This window comes from Enterobacter sp. 4974935, assembly GCF_058661735.1.
This window is the reverse complement of sequence record NZ_JBZWGT010000003.1, coordinates 3,530,932-3,552,403: the sequence shown is the minus strand read 5'-3', so window position 1 is coordinate 3,552,403 and position 21,472 is coordinate 3,530,932. Positions and strand designations below refer to the sequence as shown.

The window sequence follows — 21,472 nt, the reverse complement described above, 5'->3', positions numbered from 1 at the left end:
GCGGCTAATCATAGCTCAGCGCAACGCATTTGAGAATGCTGGATTTTTGGCACGGCCATAAGCGTCCAGTCAGCAATGGCCGTTTTCAGCAATTCATCCAGACTCAGATCCTGCCATTCCTGCGTTACATTCTGGTTGAGAAATCGCAGCGCGTCGATCAATACCGGGCGCGGATCGCCGTCAGGCAGCGCCGGGGCATGATTCTGTTTTGACAGCTTACTCCCCTGTTCATTGACCGCCAGCGGCAGATGGATGTAATCCGGCACCGTCCAGCCAAACTGCTGGTAAAGCGATATTTGCCGCACGGTAGGCTCAACCAAATCCGCCCCACGCACGATTTCCGTGACGCCCTGGAAATGGTCATCGACAACCACCGCCAGGTTATAGGCAAACAAGCCATCGCGACGGTGAATAATAAAATCTTCACGCGCCAGACGATCATCCGCCTGAATGGTTCCTGAGAGGACATCGGTAAACTGCGTCACCGGAGCGCGCTGTATCAGCCGTACGGCGGCATTCTCAGGGCCGTTGTGCCGCGTACGGCAGTGGCCGTCGTAAACGCCACCCACGCTCTGAATTCGCGCACGCGTGCAGGTGCAGTTATAGGAAAGGCCCTGTTCAGCAAGCCACGCCAGACGTTCACGGTAGGCATCATGGCGTTGAGACTGCCAGAGTACGTCGCCGTCCCAGTGAAGACCGTAATGTTCCAGCTGACGCAGAATAGTTTCTGCCGCACCGGGAACTTCACGCGGAGGATCGATATCTTCAATGCGAACCAGCCATTTACCCTGACGGGCGCGAGCCTGTAGGTAGCTGCCGAGCGCGGCAATTAATGAGCCGAAGTGTAATTCACCGGAGGGAGATGGCGCAAAGCGCCCGATATAGTGAGATTCAGACATATCAACGGTAACAAGGCGGGAGAAACTCCCGCCTTAGCAGAGTAGTGAGAGGGAAGGCGTTAGCCAGCCATCTGTTTTTCGCGGATTTCTGCCAGCGTTTTACAGTCGATGCACAGATCGGCTGTTGGACGCGCTTCCAGACGACGAATACCGATTTCAACACCGCAGGATTCGCAGTAGCCAAAATCTTCGTCCTCGACCTTTTTCAGCGTTTTCTCGATCTTTTTGATCAGTTTGCGCTCGCGGTCACGGTTACGCAGTTCGAGGCTGAACTCTTCTTCCTGAGCGGCACGGTCGACCGGATCCGGGAAGTTAGCAGCTTCATCCTGCATATGTGTAACGGTGCGATCGACTTCATCCCTGAGTTGATTACGCCATGCTTCAAGAATACGCTTGAAGTGCGACAGCTGGGCTTCGTTCATATACTCTTCGCCCGGCTTCTCTTGATACGGCTCCACCCCAGCGATGGCGAGAATACTCAGGGACGATGTTTTACGGTTTTGCCCTTCTTGCATGTTGCTTCTCCTTAACACGCACTATCGATCCCCGTGTTGGGGGAAAAATCAGGTCGCTATAAATAGCAGATGCTTTTCCGTATGGCAATTATCTAAACGTAACACTTGACAACCCTGTGAGGAAAAGCGTATTTGCGCACGCGGCCAGAACACTTATTAGTCAATCGTCTAATCCCTTATAGGACAATGGGAAGAGAGGATCTCAGAGTCATATTATCGGCAGAAAGTTCCGCTTTATAAGCGAAAATCTCTACCCCCTGCTTTTGTGCCTCATTCAACAATTGCGCGTATTTAGGATCAATATGACGGGCCGGGGAAAACCGTTCAATGGCTGAATGCAGAACCGCAAACAGCAACACGGCGCGCTTGCCCGCCGCCGCTACACTCATTAGCTCCCGCAGATGCTTCTGGCCACGTAGCGTTACCGCATCCGGAAAGAAGCCGTTTTCCTCTTCCGCTAACGTCACTGATTTCACTTCAATATAGCACTCAGGGCGGTCTTCCGCCTGTAACATAAAATCAATTCTGCTGCTTTCATCGCCATATTTCACTTCGCTTTTTTGCGTGCCGTAACCCACCAGTTCAGGAAGGATTCCATTTGTCAGGGCTTCCTTAACCAGCTGATTTGCGCGCAGGGTATTAACGCAAATAAATGCCCCGCTTTGCGTCTCGGTCATTTCCCAGGTATGAGGATATTTGCGTTTAGTATTTTCTGATGTGGAATACCAGACCGTGTCACCCGGTGTGGCGCAACCGGTCATGGCGCCGGTGTTAGGACAATGCAGCGTGAGCGTTTCGCCCTCAGGCGTGATCACGTCAGCGAGAAAGCGTTTGTAACGCTGGATCAGCGTGGCGGGCTGGAGTGCAGGGCTAAACTTCATCAGGATTCCTTAACGTATCGCCCAGCGTCCAGCGCTGGAGCGGAGTATAGCGGGTGCGTCCTTGTACAAAGGCAGATTCGTACAGCGCAAATTCATTCACCTGAAAGGACCAGTGAAAGCCCGGTGGCGGGATGGCAACAGCCTGACCCGCATCGCGCAGCAGGGTAATGTGGGGATGAAACGGCTGCGGGCTTTGATAACAGCCGCTGCGCGCGGCCTGTGCCCGCAGCATATTTGCGAGCTGGAGCAGTCCGCGAGGGGGCTGCCGCGTCCCCAGCCAGACCACCCGAGAGCGCAGCCATTGCCCGGCATCGTCAAGATGCAGCGTAAAACCCGGCTGAGAAATGCGTCCGGCCATTGCGCTTAACGCGCGCTGCTTTTCTGCGCTCACCTCGCCAAGAAAAGCTAACGTCAGGTGCATATTGGCGGCGACGACAGGGCGGCCCGCTTCCGCGGGGAAGTGGCTGGCGCGCCAGCGAACAATTTGCCGTTGAAGCGTGGTGGGTAATCCAATGGCGAAGAATAGCCGTTTTGACTCAGACATGCGCAAGACTCGGTAATGATATGCGCCGATGCTACAATGTACGCCGATTAATGTTAACCCTCTGGAGCCGTAAGTGTCCTCTTTGCCCGTCGCCGTCGTCCTTCCTGAGCTTCTCGCAGCCTTAGAACATGCGCCACAGGTTTTGCTCAGCGCGCCCACCGGAGCGGGTAAATCCACCTGGCTGCCCCTGCAAATTCTGCGCGAGGGGAGCATCAGCGGGAAAATTATCCTGCTGGAACCGCGCAGGCTGGCGGCGCGCAATGTGGCGCAGCGCCTGGCGGAACTGCTGAATGAAAAACCGGGCGAGACGGTAGGGTACCGGATGCGCGCCGAAATCTGCATTGGCCCGTCTACGCGGCTGGAGGTGGTCACTGAAGGCATTCTTACCCGTATGCTGCAAAACGATCCGGAGCTGAGCGGCGTCGGGCTGGTGATCCTTGATGAATTTCACGAGCGCAGCCTCCAGGCCGATCTGGCCCTTGCGCTGCTGCTCGACGTTCAGCAGGGGCTGCGCGACGACCTTCGGCTGCTGATTATGTCGGCGACGCTGGATAACGAGCGGCTCCGGCAGACGCTCCCTGACGCGCCGATGATCTCCTCTGAAGGGCGTGCGTTCCCGGTCGAGCGCCGCTATCAGCCGCTGCCTGCCCATCAGCGTTTTGACGAAGCCGTTGCCATCGCCACCGCCGAATTGCTCCGTCAGGAACCCGGCTCGCTGCTGCTGTTTTTACCCGGCGTAGGCGAAATCCAGCGCGTACAGGAGCAACTGGCATCCAGGGTGAGCAGTGACGTTATGCTGTGCCCGCTCTACGGCGCGCTGCATTTGGCTGACCAGCGCAAGGCGATCCTTCCCGCACCGGCGGGGCAGCGCAAAGTGGTACTGGCGACCAATATCGCCGAAACCAGTTTGACCATCGAAGGCATTCGCCTGGTGGTGGACAGTACGCAGGAGAGGGTGGCCAGTTTTGATCCGCGTACCGGGCTGACCAGGCTACTGACGCAGCGCATCAGCCAGGCCTCAATGGTGCAGCGCGCAGGCCGAGCAGGGCGTCTTGAGCCGGGTATTTGCCTGCATTTAACCAGCGCCGAGCAGGCGGAGCGTGCGGCATTGCAGAGTACGCCTGAGATTTTACAAAGCGATCTCTCCGGGCTGGTAATGGATCTGATGCAGTGGGGCTGCCCGGACCCTGACCAGCTCACCTGGCTTAATCCTCCGCCTGTTGTGAACCTTTCCGCCGCGCGCAGCCTGCTGACCCAGCTTGGCGCGCTGGAAGGCGAGCGACTGACGGCGCGCGGCCAGAAAATGGCGGCGCTGGGCAACGATCCGCGTCTGGCAGCGATGCTGGTGGCAGCACAAGGCGACGATGAAATTGCCACGGCGGCAAAACTGGCGGCTATTCTTGAGGAGCCGCCGCGCGGTGGCAGCAGCGATCTGGGACAGGCCTTTTCACGCCAGCAGGGAAACTGGCAACAGCGCGCGCAGCAGTTGTGTCACCGCCTGAAGAGCCGGGGAGGATCGCCTGACAGCGATAAAGTTATCCCTCTTCTGGCCCAGGCCTTCCCGGACAGAATCGCGCGCCGTCGCGGGCTGGATGGTCGTTATCAACTGGCAAATGGGATGGGCGCGATGCTGGACAGCGATGATGCTCTGACGCGTCATGAATGGCTGATCGCGCCGCTCTTACTCCAGGGCAGTCACTCCCCGGATGCGCGCATCTTGCAGGCGGTTGCCGTAGATATTGACGCCCTGACGCGTGCCTGCCCGCAGCTGCTTCAGCAATCTGACATTGTCGAATGGGATGATGCCCAGGGCACGCTGAAGGCGTTCCGTCGTAGCCAGATTGGCAAACTGACGCTCGGGACAAAACCGCTGGCGAAGCCGTCGGAGGAAGAGTTACACCAGGCGATGCTGAACGGCATTCGGGAAAAAGGGCTGAGCGTATTGAACTGGACGCCTGAGGCTGAACAATATCGTATACGTCTGCACTGCGCCGCGAAGTGGCTGCCGGAACAGGGGTGGCCAGCGGTGGATGATGAGACGCTGCTCGCGACGCTTGAACAGTGGTTGTTGCCGCAGATGAGCGGCGTACACTCCCTGCGCGCCCTGAAGGCGCTTGATGTTAAGGCAGCGTTACAGAATTTACTGGACTGGTCGTTACGTCAACGTCTGGATAGTGAACTGCCTGGGCATTACACTGTGCCAACCGGGAGTCGGATTGCCATTCGTTATCATGAGGATAATCCGCCAGCGCTGGCGGTTCGGATGCAGGAGATGTTTGGTGAGGCCACCACGCCGTCCATCGCTGAAGGGCGCGTGCCGTTAGTGCTTGAGCTGCTTTCGCCTGCGCATCGTCCCTTGCAGATCACCCGCGATCTGAGGGCGTTCTGGGCGGGGAGCTATCGTGAAGTGCAGAAAGAGATGAAGGGGCGATATCCCAAACACGTCTGGCCGGACGATCCGGCGAATACCGCGCCGACACGGCGCACGAAGAAATATTCGTAATGGGGGAGTGCGGCCTGAAAGGGAAAGTGCGGCCTGATGCCCTCACCCCGGCCCTCTCCCACAGGGAGAGGGAGAAAACACTAAAGACTTTCCTGTCAGGAAAGTCTTGCTGTTTATTTTGAGAGATTTCTTCTTTCACTAACCTGTGCAAGATAAGAAAATCTGGCCTTTGCGCCTGAATGTTGCGGAGAAAAAGCATGGCGGGGAATGACCGCGAGCCAATAGGACGTAAGGGAAAGCCGACGCGTCCGGCGAAAGAAAAGGTAAGCCGTCGTCGCCTCAGAGATGAGGAGTATGACGATGACTATGAAGACGATTATGAGGATGAAGAACCGATGCCGCGTAAAGGGAAAGGCAAAGGGCGTAAGCCTCGTGGTAAGCGCGGCTGGTTCTGGCTGCTGCTGAAGCTGTTTATTGTTTTTGTTGTCCTGATCGCGATTTACGGCGTTTATCTGGATCAGAAGATCCGCAGCCGTATCGACGGGAAAGTCTGGCAATTGCCTGCGGCAGTGTACGGCCGCATGGTGAACCTTGAGCCGGACATGTCCATCAGCAAGAATGAGATGGTGAAGCTGCTGCAAGCCACGCAGTATCGTCAGGTCACGAAAATGACCCGTCCGGGTGAATTTACCGTCCAGGCGAAAAGCATTGAGATGATCCGCCGTCCGTTCGACTTCCCGGACAGTAAAGAGGGGCAGGTGCGCGCGCGTCTGACCTTTGACGGCGATCGCCTGGAAACCATTGAGAACATGGATAACGATCGCCAGTTCGGTTTCTTCCGTCTCGATCCACGTCTCATCACCATGCTGTCGTCCGCAAACGGCGAACAGCGCCTGTTCGTGGCGCGTAACGGCTTCCCGGATCTGCTGGTGGATACCCTGCTGGCAACCGAAGACCGCCACTTCTACGAGCACGACGGGATTAGCCTCTACTCCATTGGTCGTGCGGTACTGGCTAACCTGACTGCGGGGCGTACGGTGCAGGGGGCGAGTACCCTGACCCAGCAGCTGGTGAAAAACCTGTTCCTCTCCAGCGAGCGCTCTTACTGGCGTAAAGCCAACGAAGCGTACATGGCCGTGCTGATGGATGCGCGCTACAGCAAGGATCGTATTCTTGAGCTGTACATGAACGAGGTGTACCTCGGTCAGAGCGGCGATAACGAGATCCGCGGCTTCCCGCTGGCGAGCCTGTACTACTTTGGCCGTCCGGTAGAAGAGCTGAGCCTTGACCAGCAGGCGCTGCTGGTGGGCATGGTAAAAGGCGCGTCGATCTACAACCCGTGGCGTAACCCGAAACTGGCGCTGGAGCGTCGTAACCTGGTGCTGCGTCTGCTGCAACAACAGCAGGTGATTGACCAGGAGCTGTACGACATGCTGAGCGCGCGTCCGCTGGGCGTTCAGCCGCGCGGTGGGGTGATCTCTCCGCAGCCTGCCTTTATGCAGATGGTACGTCAGGAGCTGCAGTCTAAGCTCGGAGATAAAGTGAAAGATCTCTCCGGGGTGAAGATCTTCACCACCTTCGACTCCGTGGCGCAGGATGCGGCAGAAAAAGCGGCGGTTGAAGGTATTCCGGTTCTGAAGAAGCAGCGTAAGCTGAGCGATCTGGAAACCGCGATGGTGGTAGTTGATCGCAACACCGGCGAAGTTCGCGCCATGGTGGGCGGCGCCGAGCCGCAGTATGCGGGCTATAACCGCGCGATGCAGGCGCGTCGTTCGATTGGTTCTCTGGCAAAACCGGCAACCTACCTGACCGCGCTGAGCCAGCCGAATCTCTATCGACTGAACACCTGGATTGCCGATGCGCCAATCTCCCTGCGCCAGCCTAACGGCCAGGTGTGGTCTCCGCAGAACGATGATAAGCAGTTCAGCGGTCAGGTGATGCTGGTGGATGCGTTAACCCGTTCCATGAACGTGCCAACGGTTAACCTCGGCATGGCGCTGGGCCTCCCCGCCATCACCGACACCTGGCAGAAGCTGGGCGTACCGAAAGATCAGCTGCACCCTGTGCCAGCGATGATCCTGGGGGCGCTTAACCTGACGCCAATCGAAGTGGCCCAGGCGTTCCAGACCATCGCCAGCGGCGGTAACCGAGCGCCGCTTTCCGCCCTGCGTTCGGTGATTGCCGAAGATGGCTCCGTGCTGTATCAGAGCTTCCCGCAGGCGGAGCGCGCTGTTCCGGCGCAGGCGGCCTATATGACGCTGTGGACCATGCAGCAGGTGGTCCAGCGCGGTACCGGGCGTCAGCTGGGGGCGAAGTATCCTGGTCTGCATCTGGCAGGTAAAACCGGGACTACCAACAACAACGTCGATACCTGGTTCGCCGGTATTGATGGCCGTGAAGTGGTGATCACCTGGGTGGGCCGCGATAACAACCAGCCGACCAAACTGTATGGTGCGAGCGGCGCGATGTCGATTTACCAGCGCTATCTGGCCAATCAGTCTCCGGTGCCGCTGAACCTCGTTGCCCCGGAAGATATCGTCGATATGGGCGTGGACAGCTCGGGTAACTTCATCTGTGGCGGCGGCGTGCGTTCGCTGCCGGTCTGGACGACCAACCCGGATGCGCTGTGCCAGCAAAGCCAGCCAGAAGAACCGACAGGTAACCCGTTCGATCAGTCTTCTCAACCTCAGCAGCCGCAGCAGCAACAGCCGCAGCAGCAAGAAGAGAAGAAAGACAGCGACGGCGTCGCCGGCTGGATCAAGGATATGTTCGGCGGCAACTAGCCCTTATGACACCCCCTTCCCTGGAAGGGGGTATTTTTTCACCTCAGCAACTCATTTCCTTAACCCTGTTTTCAATCCTTATTAACGACCCGTTTTCCGTTGATTATTTCTTAAACCCTCAATTCTTGTAGGGCCGCATATCGCTTGCTATGCCGTCAGCGTTTCGCATATTATTCTGCGGTCATAATAATAATTCTCGTTTACGTTATCATTCACCTTTTTCATCAGAGATCCATCATGGCGCTTTCCAATACTGCTCAGCCAATTAACACGTCGCTGCGTAAAATCGCAGCCGTCGTAGCCACAGCGGTTGCCGGCATGTCTGCTTATGCACAGGCCGCTGAAACCCCCAAGAAAGAAGAAACCATCACCGTGACTGCCGCACCGGCTGCACAGGAAAGTGCCTGGGGTCCTGCACCGACGATTGCGGCAAAACGCACTGCAACGGCGACGAAAACCGATACACCCATTGAGAAAACCCCGCAGTCTATTTCTGTTGTGACTCGTGAAGAGATGGACATGAAACAGCCGGGGACGGTTAAACAGGCCCTGGCCTACACCCCAAGCGTTTTCGCAACGCGCGGCGCCTCAACAACTTACGATGTGGTTTCGATTCGTGGTTTCACGACCTCCAGCACCGTGAATACCAACCAGTATCTGGATGGTATGAAGTTGCAGGGAGACAACTACTCTGAAGCGTCCATGGACCCGTACTTCCTTGAGCGCGTAGAGCTGCTGCGTGGCCCGACGTCTGTACTGTATGGCAAAAGCCATCCGGGCGGCGTAGTGAGTATGGTCAGCAAGCGTCCAACCACGGAACCGTTGAAAGAAATTCAGTTCAAAATGGGGACGGATAACCTCTGGCAGACGGGGTTTGATTTCAGCGACGCGATTGACGATGACGGTGTGTGGTCCTACCGTCTGACCGGTCTGGGACGTAGTGAGAACGCGCAGCAGGAAATGGTGAAGTCTACTCGTTACGCGATTGCGCCGTCTTTCAGCTGGCGTCCTGATGATAAAACCGATTTCACCTTCCTGAGCAACTTCCAGAGCGATCCGGATGCGGGTTACTACGGCTGGCTGCCACGTGAAGGTACCGTTGTGCCTTACTATGATGCTAACGGAAAAGCGCACAAACTGCCGACCGACTTCAACGAAGGTGATGAAGACAATAAGATCTCCCGTCGTCAGAAAATGGTGGGTTACAGCTTCGCGCATGAATTCAACGACACCTTCACCGTGCGTCAGAACCTGCGTTATACCAAAATCAACACGCTGTACCGTTCAGTTTACGGTAACGGCTATATCGCCCCGGCCCAGATCAGCCGTGCCTACGTGCGCTCAGATGAAGATCTCAACTCGTTCACGGTTGATACACAGCTCCAGTCGAAATTCGCGACCGGCGCCGTTGACCATACCCTGCTGACGGGTGTGGATTACCTTCGTATGCGAAATGACATTGATGCTGACTACGGCACCGCCGATCCGATCAGCATGAACAATCCTCAGCACGGCAATGCGAACGTCAATGTGAACTTCCCGTATGCCATGCTCAATCGTCAGGAGCAGACCGGGCTCTATGCGCAGGATCAGGCTGAATGGGATAAGTGGGTACTCACCTTGGGTGGCCGCTATGACTTTGCGAAAACGTCTGCCTTTAACCGTAATAACGGAACCACCGCGGAAATTAACGATCAGGCATTTACCTGGCGCGGGGGGATTAACTACCTGTTCGACAACGGGATTACACCATACTTCAGCTACAGTGAATCTTTCGAACCGCTCTCTGGCACCACCCAGGGCGGCAAACCGTTCGATCCGGCACGCGGCAAGCAGTATGAAGCGGGCGTGAAGTATGTTCCAAAAGATCTGCCTGTTGTAGTGACGGCAGCGGTATACCAGCTGACCAAGAACAATAACCTGACCGCCGATCCGGCGAACCCGACCAGCGGCTTTAGCGTGCAGGGCGGTGAAATTCGCTCCCGAGGCTTTGAGCTGGAAGCGAAAGCGGCGGTGTCGGCTAACGTGAACGTGACGGCGGCCTACAGCTACACCGATGCGGAATACACCCACGATACCTGGTATGAAGGTCGTCGTCCGGCAGAAGTACCGCGCAACATGGCATCACTGTGGGCGGATTACACCTTCCACGAGACGGCGCTAAGTGGCCTGACCGTTGGTGCGGGTGCTCGCTACATCGGTAACACGGTGACGTACTACTCCTCAGCGTCGCCTAAAGCCTATGAGTCCTTTAACGTCGCGGGTTATGCCCTGGCGGATGCGACCGTGAAATACGATCTGGCGCGCTTCGGTCTGCCGGGCTCTTCCGTCGGCGTCAACGTGAACAACATCTTTGATCGTGAATACGTCTCCAGCTGCTACAGCGAGTATGCATGCTACTGGGGAGCAGGACGCCAGGTTGTTGCCACGGCGACCTTCCGCTTCTAACCTCTTTATGGGCACGGTTCGCCGTGCCCTTTTTATTTAAGTTGGCTGACATGCAGGATACTAAAACGCAATCCGACTCCACCTTCACGCTCAACAATCTCTCCTTTCGCGTACCCGGGCGCACCTTGCTGCATCCGCTCTCTTTGACGTTTCCCGCAGGTAAAGTGACCGGTTTAATCGGGCACAATGGTTCCGGTAAATCGACGCTGCTGAAGATGCTGGGCCGTCATCAGCCACCGTCCGAGGGCGACATTCTGCTGGATGACCAGCCGCTGGCGAGCTGGAGCAGTAAGGCCTTTGCCCGCAAGGTGGCCTATCTGCCGCAGCAGTTGCCGCAGGCGGAGGGGATGACGGTGCGCGAGCTGGTGGCGATTGGACGTTATCCGTGGCACGGTGCGCTCGGGCGTTTTGGCGTTGCTGACAGAGAGAAAGTGGAAGAGGCGATCGCGCTGGTTGGGTTAAAACCGCTGGCGCACCGTCTGGTGGATAGCCTGTCCGGTGGCGAGCGTCAGCGCGCATGGATCGCGATGCTGGTGGCGCAGGACAGCCGCTGCCTGTTGCTCGACGAACCCACTTCAGCGCTGGATATTGCTCATCAGGTTGACGTCCTGGCGCTGGTGCATCGCTTAAGTCAGCAGTGCGGCCTGACGGTGATTGCCGTTCTGCATGATATCAACATGGCGGCACGCTATTGCGACTATCTGGTAGCGCTGCGCGGCGGTGAAATGATCGCTCAGGGTACGCCTGCCGAACTGATGCGCAGCGAAACGCTGGAACATATCTACGGTATTCCTATGGGCATTCTGCCTCACCCGGCCGGGGCTGCACCCGTGAGCTTTGTCTACTGATGCTGGATCCAACATTAATTAGCCGCCGTCGCCTGCTAACGGCCATGGCACTCTCACCTCTGCTGTTAAAGATGGGCCCGGCCCGCGCTGCCGCAGTCGATCCGCACCGCATCGTGGCGCTGGAGTGGTTGCCCGTCGAACTGATGATGGCGCTGGGCGTGACGCCTTACGGCGTGGCCGATATTCCCAACTACACCCTGTGGGTGAATGAGCCAAAACTGCCGGACTCCGTCATCGACATCGGTCTGCGTACGGAGCCGAACCTTGAGCTTCTCACCCAGATGAAACCGTCTTATTTATTCTGGTCTGCGGGGTATGGCCCGTCGGAAGAGACCATGGCGAAGATTGCGCCCGGACGGGGCTTTTCCTTTAGCGACGGTAAAAAGCCGCTGACCATGGCAAAAAATTCCATCCACGAGATGGCGCAGTTCCTCAACCGTGAGGCTGAGGCGAAAAAACATCTCAATGAATTTGATGCGCTGATTGATTCCCTTAAGCCGCGCTTTGCCCACCGTGGCGATCGGCCTTTGCTGATGGTGACCCTGCTGGATTCCCGCCATATGCTGGTCTTTGGAAATAACTGTCTGTTCCAGGAAGTACTCGACAGCTTTGGCATTCGCAATGCCTGGGAAGGCGAGATGACATTCTGGGGCAGTACCGCCGTGGGGATTGACCGTCTGGCGGCGTTTCGTGATGTGGACGTGCTGTGCTTTGACCACGGCAATGAGCGCGAAATGCAAACCCTGATGGCGACTCCGCTCTGGCAGGCAATGCCGTTTGTCCGCGAGCAGCGCTTCCTGCGCGCGCCAGCGGTATGGTTCTACGGCGCGACGCTGTCGGCCATGCATTTTGCCCGCGTGCTGGACAATGCACTGGGAGGCAAGGCATGAGCACGCGTATGGCCCGTTTCCCGATGTTACTGTTAGCGCTCATTTTTCTGGCTGCCCTGGCATTAACCGGCTTTAACCTGACCACGGCGTTACCGCGCGATCAGTGGACAGCCGCGTTTGCCGCACCGGATATCGACAATATTCAGCAAATGCTGTTCCACTACAGCCTGCTGCCGCGTCTGGCTATCTCCCTGCTGGTCGGGGCGGGACTGGGACTGGTGGGCGTACTGTTTCAGCAGGTGCTACGTAACCCGCTGGCGGAGCCAACCACGCTGGGCGTGGCGACGGGGGCTCAGCTGGGGATCACCATCACCACGCTCTGGACCCTGCCGGGAGCGTTAACCTCGCAGTTTGCCGCGCTGGCAGGCGCATGCGTGGTCGGTGCGCTGGTCTTTGGCGTAGCCTGGGGAAAACGTCTCTCACCGGTTACGCTGATCCTCGCGGGGCTGGTCGTCAGCCTCTACTGTGGGGCGATCAACCAGCTGCTGGTGCTGTTTCACCACGACCAGCTGCAAAGCATGTTTATGTGGAGTACCGGCACGCTCACCCAGACCGACTGGAGTATCGTCCAGCGTCTGTGGCCGCAGCTGTTCGGCGGCGTGGTGCTGACGCTGCTGCTGCTGCGTCCGCTCACGCTGATGGGCCTGGACGACGGCGTGGCGCGCAATCTCGGGCTGGCGCTGTCGCTGGCCCGTCTGGCGGCCCTGACCCTGGCGATTGTGCTGAGCGCGTTACTGGTTAACGCCGTCGGCATCATCGGTTTTATCGGCCTGTTTGCGCCATTGCTGGCAAAAATGCTCGGCGCGCGCCGTCTGCTGGCGCGTCTGATGCTGGCGCCGCTGATTGGTGCGCTGATACTCTGGCTTTCCGATCAGCTCATTCTCTGGCTGGCGCGCGTCTGGATGGAAGTTTCCACGGGCTCGGTGACGGCCCTGATCGGCGCGCCGCTGCTGCTGTGGCTGCTGCCGCGCCTGCGCAGCATTAGCGCTCCGGCGATGGATGCCGGCGATAAAGTGCATGCCGAGCGTCAGTCGGTGGTGTGGTTCAGCCTTGCCGGGCTGGCAGTGCTGGTTATCGCCTCGTTTGCCGCACTCTCGCTGGGACGCGACGCCACGGGCTGGCACTGGGCAACGGGGGATTTGCTGCATGAACTCATGCAGTGGCGCTGGCCGCGGATTTTCTCCGCGCTGATTGCGGGCGTCATGCTGGCGGTGGCGGGCTGTATTATCCAGCGTCTCACCGGCAACCCGATGGCAAGCCCGGAAGTATTAGGGATTAGCTCCGGGGCCGCGTTTGGCGTAGTGATGATGTTGTTCCTCGTGCCGGGCAATGCGTTCGGCTGGCTGATGCCTGCCGGGAGTATCGGTGCGGCAGTCACGCTGATGATTATCCTGATCGCCTCCGGGCGAGGTGGTTTCTCACCTCACCGCATGCTGCTGGCCGGGATGGCGCTCAGCACCGCGTTTACTATGCTGCTGATGATGTTGCAGGCGAGCGGCGATCCGCGCATGGCGCAGATCCTGACCTGGATTTCCGGTTCAACATACAACGCCAACGGCAGTCAGGTGGTGCATACCGGGATTGTGATGATCGTGCTGCTGGCGATTGTGCCGCTGTGCCGCCGCTGGATGACCATTCTGCCGCTGGGTGGGGATACCGCCCGCGCGGTCGGGGTGGCGCTGACGCCAACGCGCATTGCGCTGTTGCTGCTGGCCGCGTGCCTGACGGCGACGGCCACCATGACTATCGGCCCGCTCAGTTTTGTCGGATTAATGGCGCCGCATATCGCCCGTATGATGGGTTTCCGCAGGACTTTGCCGCATATCGTGATCTCTGCGCTGACGGGCGGGGCGATCCTGGTCTTTGCTGACTGGTGCGGAAGGATGGTGCTGTTCCCGTATCAGATCCCGGCGGGCCTCCTGTCGACCTTTATCGGCGCGCCTTACTTTATTTATCTGTTGAGAAAGCAGAGTCGGTAATAAAAGTAAACGGCAATCCTTAGATTGCCGTTTTAGTGTTTGCTCCCTCTCCCTGTGGGAGAGGGTTGGGGTGAGGGCATCAAGCCGCACATTTTACAGCTTCGCAAATACCTTACGCGCTGCGTCGATGGTGTTATTGATATCTTCTTCGCTGTGCGCCACGGACATAAAGCCCGCTTCAAACGCTGACGGGGCAAGATACACGCCTTCTTCCAGCATCAGGTGGAAGAAGCGTTTGAAGCGTTCCACGTCGCATTTCACCACGTCCTGATAGCAGGTCACGGTTTTCGCATCGGTGAAGAAAATCCCGAACATCCCGCCCACGTGGTTCACCACCAGTGGAATACCCGCATCTTCTGCGGCTTCCAGCAAACCGTTTGCCAGTTGCGTCGTCCGGTCCGTCAAGGTTTCGTGGATACCCGGCTGCGCCACTTCGGTCAGACAGGCAAAGCCCGCCGCCATCGCAATCGGGTTACCGGAGAGCGTACCCGCCTGGTAAACCGGACCGGTTGGCGCCAGCGCGTCCATGACGTCCTTACGTCCACCGAACGCGCCGACAGGCATGCCGCCGCCAATGATTTTGCCGAGGCAGGTCAGATCCGGCTCCACGCCGTAGTATGACTGCGCCCCCGCCAGCGCCACGCGGAAGCCGGTCATCACTTCGTCGATGATCAGCAGCGCGCCGAACTCATCACACAGGGCGCGCAGGCCCGGCAGGAAGTCAGGCTGCGGTGGGATACAGTTCATGTTGCCCGCAACTGGCTCAACGATGATGCAGGCGATCTCCTGCGGATACTGCTCGAACGCGGCGCGAACGGTGTTCAGATCGTTATAGGTGCAGGTCAACGTGTGTTTCGCGAAATCAGCCGGCACCCCCGGGGAGTTCGGCTGGCCGAGGGTCAGCGCGCCGGAACCAGCTTTCACCAGCAGACAGTCGGCATGGCCGTGATAACAACCTTCGAACTTGATGATCTTGTCACGGCCGGTAAAACCGCGCGCCAGACGGATAGCGCTCATGGTCGCTTCGGTACCGGAGTTCACCATACGCACCATGTCCATCGTTGGCACCAGTTCGGTGACCAGCTCCGCCATTTTGACTTCCATCTCGGTTGGCGCGCCGAAGCTCAGGCCGCGCTGAGCGGCTTCAATCACCGCATTGCGGATCGCCGGGTGGTTGTGGCCCAGTACCATCGGGCCCCAGGAGCCGACGTAATCGACATAGGCTTTACCATCCACATCATACAGATATGCGCCATCCGCACGTTCGATAAACAGCGGGGTGCCACCCACGCCGGTAAAGGCGCGCACGGGTGAGTTCACGCCGCCTGGGATTAGCTCGCGGGCTGCGCTGTAGAGGTTTTCAGACTTGCTCATGGCGTCGTTCCTGGTTCGTAGAAATGAGTTAAGGCAACTATTCTAAGTGATTCGGAAGAGGTTATAAAATTTTTGCCCCATAGAAGGCTTAACAATTGTTAAGTATTTTTCAGGGGACGAGGGGATTGTCTCTGGTAGAATCCCTGCGGCCTTTTGTATGACGAAACAGAACAGGTAATGAACGAGAACACGCCTTCTTTTGAACAACAACAGTTTACGCGCGCGAAGCACCGGGTCAGTATCCGGCGGCTGCTCAACCGTGACAAAACCCCGTTAGCCATTCTGGTGGCAGCCGCCGTTGTGGGCACGCTGGCCGGGCTGGTAGGCGTCGCGTTTGAGAAAGCCGTCAATGCGGTGCTCAACTGGCGCATAGGTACCGTCGCCAGCTTCGCGGATCGTGAATGGCTGGTCTGGGTGTGGGCCTTTGGCCTTTCGGCGCTGTTTGCCATGGTGGGCTATTTTCTGGTGCGTAAATTCGCACCTGAAGCAGGCGGCTCGGGGATCCCTGAAATTGAGGGGGCGCTGGAAGAGCTACGCCCGGTTCGCTGGTGGCGCGTGCTTCCTGTGAAATTTATCGGCGGGATGGGAACGCTCGGGGCGGGCATGGTGCTCGGTCGGGAAGGGCCAACGGTACAGCTGGGCGGTAACGTCGGGCGCATGGTCGGCGATCTGTTCCGTATGCGCAGCGCTGAAGCGCGCCATACGCTGCTGGCGACGGGGGCGGCGGCCGGGCTGTCTGCCGCGTTTAACGCGCCGCTGGCGGGTATCCTGTTTATCATTGAAGAGATGCGCGCCCAGTTCCGCTACAACCTGATCTCCATTAAAGCGGTGTTTACCGGCGTGATTATGTCGAGCATTGTCTTTCGCGTCTTTAACGGCGAAGGGGCGGTGATTGAAGTTGGCAAGCTAACCAATGCGCCGGTCAATACTTTGTGGCTGTATCTGATTCTTGGGATGATTTTTGGCGTCGTTGGCCCGCTTTTTAACACCCTGATTTTACGGGCTCAGGATATGTTTCAGCGCATCCATGGCGGAAATACCACGAAATGGGTGCTGGTGGGGGGCCTGCTTGGTGGCGTGTGCGGGATCCTCGGTTTTATCGAACCGAATGCGGCGGGCGGCGGTTTCGGTCTGATTCCCATTGCCGCGGCGGGGAATTTCAGCGTAGGCCTGCTGCTGTTTATGTTTATTTCACGCGTCATCACCACGGTATTGTGCTTCTCCTCTGGTGCCCCGGGCGGCATTTTCGCCCCGATGCTGGCGCTGGGGACGCTGCTGGGTACGGCGTTCGGGATGGCGGCGGCGGCAGGCTTCCCGGCCTACCATCTGGATGCGGGGACGTTTGCGGTTGCGGGAATGGGGGCGCTGCTGGCGGCCTCCCTGCGTGCGCCGCTGACCGGGATCGTGCTGGTGCTGGAAATGACCGACAATTACCAGCTCATTTTGCCAATGATCATTACCTGCCTCGGCGCGACACTATTAGCCCAATTCCTGGGTGGAAAACCGCTATACTCCACCATTCTTGCCCGTACCCTGGCGAAACAGGAAGCTGAACAGGCCCTGAAGCAGAATACTTGAATGAATTACCAGGGTATTAGATAATGACAAAAAGAATTGGGTGATTTTTACCCAATAGCAGTCGCAGTATTCATGGGAGCATAAGATGAGTGATGACGTAGCGTTGCCGCTGGAATTTACCGAAGCAGCAGCGAAAAAAGTGAAAACCCTGATTGCCGACGAGGACAATCCGGATCTGAAACTGCGTGTTTATATTACCGGCGGCGGCTGTAGTGGCTTCCAGTATGGTTTTACCTTTGACGACCAGGTTAACGATGGTGATATGACTATCGAGAAACAGGGCGTCGCGCTGGTGGTTGATCCGATGAGCCTGCAATATCTGGTGGGCGGTTCAGTGGACTACACTGAAGGTCTGGAAGGTTCGCGCTTTGTGGTGACTAACCCGAATGCGACCAGCACCTGCGGGTGTGGTTCTTCATTCAGTATTTAACCTGAATGCAAATTGTAGGCCCGGTAAGCGAAGCGCCACCGGGCTTATAAACGACACCTATCTTGAATTTTCATCCAGTGCAAACGTCGGCAGCTTCAGGTGCCAGCGTATCGCCGCTAAACGGATCACCAGCGTTACCACCATCCCCAGCATCGCCGCGTTTTCCAGTGGTACAGCAAAGGTGTAATATGCCGTGGCGTGAACAATCCCCCCGATGATACAGGCCGTCGCGTAGATTTCCGTTCGCAGGATCATCGGGACTTCTCGCGCCAGAATGTCGCGAATAATCCCTCCGCCCACGCCGGTCAACACGCCCATACAGATCGCCACCAGCGGGCCAGTCCCGGCAATAAAGGCTTTATTCACGCCTATTCCCACAAAGACCGCCAGACCGACGGCATCCAGCACTGGCAATATCCATTTTGGTAGTCTGCGAGGCTGACGAACCAGCACGATGGTTAACAGGCAGGTGACCATCGCCACCACCAGATCCGTTGGATCTTTTACCCAGAATACCGGGCCGTTTGCCAGCGCCATATCGCGAATCGTTCCGCCGCCTACCGCCGTAACGACGCCGAGCACCAGTACGCCAAAAGGATCCATGCGTAGTTTTCCGGCAAGCAAAACGCCGGAGATAGCAAAAACGGCTGTGCCAAGAATATCCAGCCAATACACGAGCATCGTTAAATCCTCGAATAGGGTATTTATCTGTTTGAGTGACTCTCTGCCAGTTCGGCGCAGAGTTGTTTTGCGGCGAGGATAATACGCGGGCTGGCGCGTTCAAACCAGTCGCTGTTGAGTGCGATGACCGGAATTTTAAGCTGCCGATGCCAGAATTGTTCTATTTTAGGAATCTCGCTCGCATTTCCGACCACCACAATGGCCTGCGGTTGTCGCGCCAGAACCTGCTCACGACTGACCTGCGGCCAGGGGACCCGGCTTTCGGCAAAGATATTTTCACCTCCACAGATCTCAAGCACCTGGTTCTGGATCGAACCTTTCCCGGTAGTGAACAGCGGCTGGCTGCCAAATTGCAGAAAAACGCGTTGTTTCGGTTGCGTGCCGTATCGGGTTTTTAGCGCAGCATAGTCGTTGAGCATCTGCTGTGCAGCGTGCTCGGCGCGTTGGGGGGTAGGGCTGAAGGGCGCGAGGTCACGGAGGGTTTGCGCCACCTGTTCGATGCTCACCGCATCTACCCATTTTACCGTTATTCCCAGCGAAGAGAGCTGGTTCACCTGTCGTTCGGCATTACCACCGCGCCAGGCAAGAACCAGATCGGGCTTCAGCGCCACGATGCGTTCCAGGTTCATTCCCTGCCAGGTGGCAACCTGTTCGATTTGGGCGGCCTGCGGTGGATAATCGGAAAAGCTGCTCACCGCAACGGGCGTAATCCCGGCGGCAAACGCCAGTTCCGTATTGGCAGGGGAGAGTGTGATCACCCGCGGCGCGGCGATGAGCCAGGCCGGGGCGAGCAGAAGCAGGGCGACCAGCGCCCTGAATGACACCTTACCCACGCGCCAGTTTCTGCACCAGGGTTTCCACCATCACGGTGGACTGTTTGGCCGCAACGGCCAGGAACTCGTCGAAGCTGATGTGGGACTGCTGGTCCGCCACGTCAGAGATCGCGCGAACGACCACGAACGGCACGCTGAAGTTATGGCACACGTGCGCAATGGCCGTGGCTTCCATCTCAACGGCCACAGCCTGCGGGAAGTTATGACGGATTTTCGCCAGACCAACAGAGCCGTTGATAAAGGCATCGCCGCTGACGATCAGGCCACGCACCGCATTGAGGTTCAGCTCGTTAATGCAGCTTTCAGCGGCGGCAATCAGCTTATCATCCGCTTTAAACCCGGCCGGGCAGCCCGGAAGCTGACCATATTCGTAGCCGAATGCGGTGACATCTGCATCGTGGTAACGCGCTTCGTCGGAAACCACGATATCGCCCACTTTCAGCGTCGGCGCCAGACCGCCCGCCGAACCTGTATTAATGATAACGTCAGGCTTGCAGCGCTCAAGCAGCAGGGTCGCGCCCAGTGCCGCTGCAACTTTACCGATGCCTGATTTCAGCAGAGCCACGTCAACGCCGTTCAGCTGGCCGGTGTAGATCTCACAGCCACCAAGGGAGAGGGTCTGACGGTTCTCAATTTTGTCACGCAGCAGCGTAACTTCTTCTTCCATTGCACCAATAATGCCGATTTTCATAGATTTACTCGCGATGTGCCTTGTTAAGATGCATAGTCTATCATGCGGTTAAGGGGAAACGCATTCTCACGCGGGGGAGCACATGGCACCAATCGATTTTCGCACCAAAATTAACTGGCACCGACGTTTCCGTTCGCCACAGGGCGATAAGAGCGAACATGAGATCCTGCGCATTTTTGAAAGCGATCGCGGACGCATCATCAATTCGCCCGCCATCCGCCGGTTACAGCAAAAAACCCAGGTGTTCCCGCTGGAGCGTAACGCCGCGGTGCGTACGCGGTTAACGCACTCCATGGAAGTGCAGCAGGTGGGGCGCTACATTGCAAAAGAGATCCTCAGCCGTCTCAAAGAGCAACGTCTGCTGGAAACCTACGGGCTGGATGAACTGACCGGGCCGTTCGAAAGCATCGTTGAGATGGCCTGCCTGATGCACGATATCGGCAATCCTCCCTTTGGTCATTTCGGCGAGGCCGCCATCAATGACTGGTTTAAACAGCGGCTTTTTCCCTCTGACGCCATAAGCCAGCCGCTCAGCGATGACCGCTGTGTGGTACGCGATTTACGCCTGCGTGAGGGCGAAGATAGCCTGAACGATCTGCGCCGCAAGGTGCGTCAGGATCTGTGTCATTTCGAAGGTAACGCGCAGGGGATCCGTCTGGTGCACTCCCTGATGCGCATGAATCTGACCTGGGCGCAGGTGGGCTGTATTCTCAAATACACGCGTCCCGCGTGGTGGATGGGGGAAACGCCTGCCACCCATAGCTACCTGATGAAAAAACCGGGCTATTACCTGTCGGAAGAAGCGTACATTGAACGGTTGCGTAAAGAACTTTCGCTAACGCCGAATGGCCGTTTTCCATTGACGTGGATTATGGAAGCGGCTGATGACATTTCTTATTGCGTGGCCGATCTGGAAGACGCAGTGGAAAAAAGAATATTCAGCGTCGAGGAGCTGTATCAGCATCTTCACGATGCCTGGGGAGAGCATGAAAAAGGTTCTCTGTTTGCACAGGTCGTCGAGAATGCCTGGGATAAATCGCGTTCAAATTCGCTGAGCCGCAGTACCGAAGATCAGTTCTTTATGTATTTGCGGGTCAATACGCTGAATAAACTGGTGCCGTATGCGGCCGCCCGTTTCATTGATAATTTGCCGATGATATTTAGCGGGGAATTTAATCACGCCCTGCTGGAAGATGAGAGCAGTTTTAGTCAGCTGCTTGAATTATATAAAAACGTGGCTGTTCGCCATGTTTTCAGCCACCCGGATGTCGAACAGCTGGAGCTGCAAGGATACCGGGTTATCAGCGGGTTGCTGGAAATTTATGGCCCGCTGCTCCAGCTGACGGTCGATGAGTTTTGCGAGCTGGTCGAAAATGAACGTGTTCGCCGCCTGCCGATTGAATCTCGTCTCTATCAGAAGCTTTCAACCCGTCACCGGCTGGCATACATTGAGGCCGTCAGTAAAATAGATCGTCATTCTTCCCAATGGCCAGTCATGGAATATTATTATCGCTGTCGTCTTATCCAGGACTATATCAGCGGGATGACAGATTTGTATGCCTGGGATGAATACCGCAAGCTTATGGCCGTTGAATAAGCCATGAGTTTTGTAAAGACGACCAATAAATTTTTACTTTTTCCATAAACTTAATCCC

At 57.2% G+C, this 21,472-nt stretch carries 17 protein-coding genes; 9 read left to right on the top strand and 8 right to left on the bottom strand.

What is annotated here, in order from left to right; all coding sequences use genetic code 11:
* Positions 1-8: 8 nt before the first annotated feature.
* From gluQRS to thpR, 4 genes are all read right to left on the bottom strand, one after another.
* Positions 9-899, bottom strand: a complete 891-nt coding sequence (gluQRS, locus tag AC4OVS_RS18300; RefSeq protein ID WP_022647088.1) for a tRNA glutamyl-Q(34) synthetase GluQRS — start codon at positions 897-899, stop codon at positions 9-11.
* Positions 900-958: 59 nt separating this feature from the next.
* Positions 959-1,414, bottom strand: a complete 456-nt coding sequence (dksA, locus tag AC4OVS_RS18295) for an RNA polymerase-binding protein DksA (RefSeq protein WP_001155232.1) — start codon at positions 1,412-1,414, stop codon at positions 959-961.
* Positions 1,415-1,590: 176 nt separating this feature from the next.
* Positions 1,591-2,295, bottom strand: a complete 705-nt coding sequence (gene sfsA, locus AC4OVS_RS18290) for a DNA/RNA nuclease SfsA (protein WP_023299353.1) — start codon at positions 2,293-2,295, stop codon at positions 1,591-1,593.
* Positions 2,285-2,839 carry an RNA 2',3'-cyclic phosphodiesterase gene (gene thpR, locus AC4OVS_RS18285; protein ID WP_491922614.1) on the bottom strand — a complete coding sequence of 185 codons (555 nt, stop codon included), beginning with the start codon at positions 2,837-2,839 and terminating at the stop codon, positions 2,285-2,287. The genes sfsA and thpR overlap by 11 nt, the downstream gene beginning before the upstream one ends.
* Positions 2,840-2,912: 73 nt before the next feature.
* Here thpR and hrpB point away from each other — a divergent pair, with 73 nt between their 5' ends.
* The 6 genes from hrpB (at position 2,913) to fhuB (ending at position 14,230) form a co-directional block, all read left to right on the top strand.
* Positions 2,913-5,342 carry an ATP-dependent helicase HrpB gene (gene hrpB / locus AC4OVS_RS18280; RefSeq protein ID WP_491922613.1) on the top strand — a complete coding sequence of 810 codons (2,430 nt, stop codon included), beginning with the start codon at positions 2,913-2,915 and terminating at the stop codon, positions 5,340-5,342.
* A 197-nt stretch (positions 5,343-5,539) separates the two neighbouring features.
* A complete protein-coding gene (gene mrcB / locus AC4OVS_RS18275) occupies positions 5,540-8,065 on the top strand; it encodes a bifunctional glycosyl transferase/transpeptidase (protein WP_023305460.1) in 2,526 nt (841 codons plus the stop codon).
* A 237-nt stretch (positions 8,066-8,302) separates the two neighbouring features.
* Positions 8,303-10,513 carry a ferrichrome porin FhuA gene (fhuA, locus tag AC4OVS_RS18270; RefSeq protein WP_023299357.1) on the top strand — a complete coding sequence of 737 codons (2,211 nt, stop codon included), beginning with the start codon at positions 8,303-8,305 and terminating at the stop codon, positions 10,511-10,513.
* 50 nt (positions 10,514-10,563) lie between these two features.
* On the top strand, positions 10,564-11,361 hold the full coding sequence (gene fhuC, locus AC4OVS_RS18265; protein ID WP_367074807.1) for a Fe3+-hydroxamate ABC transporter ATP-binding protein FhuC: 798 nt from the start codon (positions 10,564-10,566) through the stop codon (positions 11,359-11,361).
* Entirely contained in the window at positions 11,361-12,251 is an 891-nt protein-coding gene (gene fhuD / locus AC4OVS_RS18260; protein WP_126502806.1) for a Fe(3+)-hydroxamate ABC transporter substrate-binding protein FhuD, read from the top strand. The genes fhuC and fhuD overlap by 1 nt, the downstream gene beginning before the upstream one ends.
* Entirely contained in the window at positions 12,248-14,230 is a 1,983-nt protein-coding gene (gene fhuB / locus AC4OVS_RS18255) for a Fe(3+)-hydroxamate ABC transporter permease FhuB (RefSeq protein ID WP_491922612.1), read from the top strand. Before fhuD ends, fhuB begins: the two co-directional genes overlap by 4 nt.
* 93 nt (positions 14,231-14,323) lie before the next feature.
* On the opposite strand, the gene hemL is transcribed toward fhuB, so the two are convergent.
* Positions 14,324-15,604 carry a glutamate-1-semialdehyde 2,1-aminomutase gene (gene hemL, locus AC4OVS_RS18250; protein ID WP_015572714.1) on the bottom strand — a complete coding sequence of 427 codons (1,281 nt, stop codon included), beginning with the start codon at positions 15,602-15,604 and terminating at the stop codon, positions 14,324-14,326.
* A 177-nt stretch (positions 15,605-15,781) separates the two neighbouring features.
* Between hemL and clcA the strand changes: the two genes are divergently transcribed.
* A complete protein-coding gene (gene clcA, locus AC4OVS_RS18245) occupies positions 15,782-17,182 on the top strand; it encodes a H(+)/Cl(-) exchange transporter ClcA (RefSeq protein ID WP_022647097.1) in 1,401 nt (466 codons plus the stop codon).
* 85 nt (positions 17,183-17,267) lie between these two features.
* Positions 17,268-17,612: an iron-sulfur cluster insertion protein ErpA gene (gene erpA, locus AC4OVS_RS18240; RefSeq protein WP_003856230.1), complete on the top strand. Its 345-nt coding sequence runs from the start codon at positions 17,268-17,270 to the stop codon at positions 17,610-17,612.
* 57 nt (positions 17,613-17,669) lie between these two features.
* Here erpA and AC4OVS_RS18235 read toward each other — a convergent pair whose 3' ends face one another.
* From AC4OVS_RS18235 to mtnN, 3 genes are read right to left on the bottom strand one after another with little or no spacing between them, the layout of a single operon-like run.
* Entirely contained in the window at positions 17,670-18,293 is a 624-nt protein-coding gene (locus AC4OVS_RS18235) for a TRIC cation channel family protein (protein WP_003856227.1), read from the bottom strand.
* A 23-nt stretch (positions 18,294-18,316) separates the two neighbouring features.
* Positions 18,317-19,126, bottom strand: coding sequence for a vitamin B12 ABC transporter substrate-binding protein BtuF (gene btuF, locus AC4OVS_RS18230; protein ID WP_022647099.1), 810 nt, complete (start codon positions 19,124-19,126; stop codon positions 18,317-18,319).
* On the bottom strand, positions 19,119-19,817 hold the full coding sequence (gene mtnN / locus AC4OVS_RS18225; protein WP_003856223.1) for a 5'-methylthioadenosine/S-adenosylhomocysteine nucleosidase: 699 nt from the start codon (positions 19,815-19,817) through the stop codon (positions 19,119-19,121). The genes btuF and mtnN overlap by 8 nt, the downstream gene beginning before the upstream one ends.
* A gap of 82 nt (positions 19,818-19,899) precedes the next feature.
* Here mtnN and dgt point away from each other — a divergent pair, with 82 nt between their 5' ends.
* Complete coding sequence (gene dgt, locus AC4OVS_RS18220; RefSeq protein WP_023299363.1) at positions 19,900-21,414, top strand: dGTPase; 1,515 nt, start codon at positions 19,900-19,902, stop codon at positions 21,412-21,414.
* The last annotated feature ends 58 nt before the right edge of the window (positions 21,415-21,472 follow it).

What these genes read in the sequence shown, in the direction of transcription:
- fhuC (WP_367074807.1), top strand. Translation starts at nt 10,564, where the DNA reads ATGCAGGATACTAAAACGCAATCCGACTCCACCTTCACGCTCAACAAT.
- erpA (WP_003856230.1), top strand. Translation starts at nt 17,268, where the DNA reads ATGAGTGATGACGTAGCGTTGCCGCTGGAATTTACCGAAGCAGCAGCG.
- dgt (WP_023299363.1), top strand. Translation starts at nt 19,900, where the DNA reads ATGGCACCAATCGATTTTCGCACCAAAATTAACTGGCACCGACGTTTC.
- mtnN (WP_003856223.1), bottom strand. Translation starts at nt 19,817, where the DNA reads ATGAAAATCGGCATTATTGGTGCAATGGAAGAAGAAGTTACGCTGCTG.
- fhuA (WP_023299357.1), top strand. Translation starts at nt 8,303, where the DNA reads ATGGCGCTTTCCAATACTGCTCAGCCAATTAACACGTCGCTGCGTAAA.
- mrcB (WP_023305460.1), top strand. Translation starts at nt 5,540, where the DNA reads ATGGCGGGGAATGACCGCGAGCCAATAGGACGTAAGGGAAAGCCGACG.
- AC4OVS_RS18235 (WP_003856227.1), bottom strand. Translation starts at nt 18,293, where the DNA reads ATGCTCGTGTATTGGCTGGATATTCTTGGCACAGCCGTTTTTGCTATC.
- gluQRS (WP_022647088.1), bottom strand. Translation starts at nt 899, where the DNA reads ATGTCTGAATCTCACTATATCGGGCGCTTTGCGCCATCTCCCTCCGGT.
- fhuB (WP_491922612.1), top strand. Translation starts at nt 12,248, where the DNA reads ATGAGCACGCGTATGGCCCGTTTCCCGATGTTACTGTTAGCGCTCATT.
- dksA (WP_001155232.1), bottom strand. Translation starts at nt 1,414, where the DNA reads ATGCAAGAAGGGCAAAACCGTAAAACATCGTCCCTGAGTATTCTCGCC.
- fhuD (WP_126502806.1), top strand. Translation starts at nt 11,361, where the DNA reads ATGCTGGATCCAACATTAATTAGCCGCCGTCGCCTGCTAACGGCCATG.
- hemL (WP_015572714.1), bottom strand. Translation starts at nt 15,604, where the DNA reads ATGAGCAAGTCTGAAAACCTCTACAGCGCAGCCCGCGAGCTAATCCCA.
- thpR (WP_491922614.1), bottom strand. Translation starts at nt 2,839, where the DNA reads ATGTCTGAGTCAAAACGGCTATTCTTCGCCATTGGATTACCCACCACG.
- sfsA (WP_023299353.1), bottom strand. Translation starts at nt 2,295, where the DNA reads ATGAAGTTTAGCCCTGCACTCCAGCCCGCCACGCTGATCCAGCGTTAC.
- clcA (WP_022647097.1), top strand. Translation starts at nt 15,782, where the DNA reads ATGAACGAGAACACGCCTTCTTTTGAACAACAACAGTTTACGCGCGCG.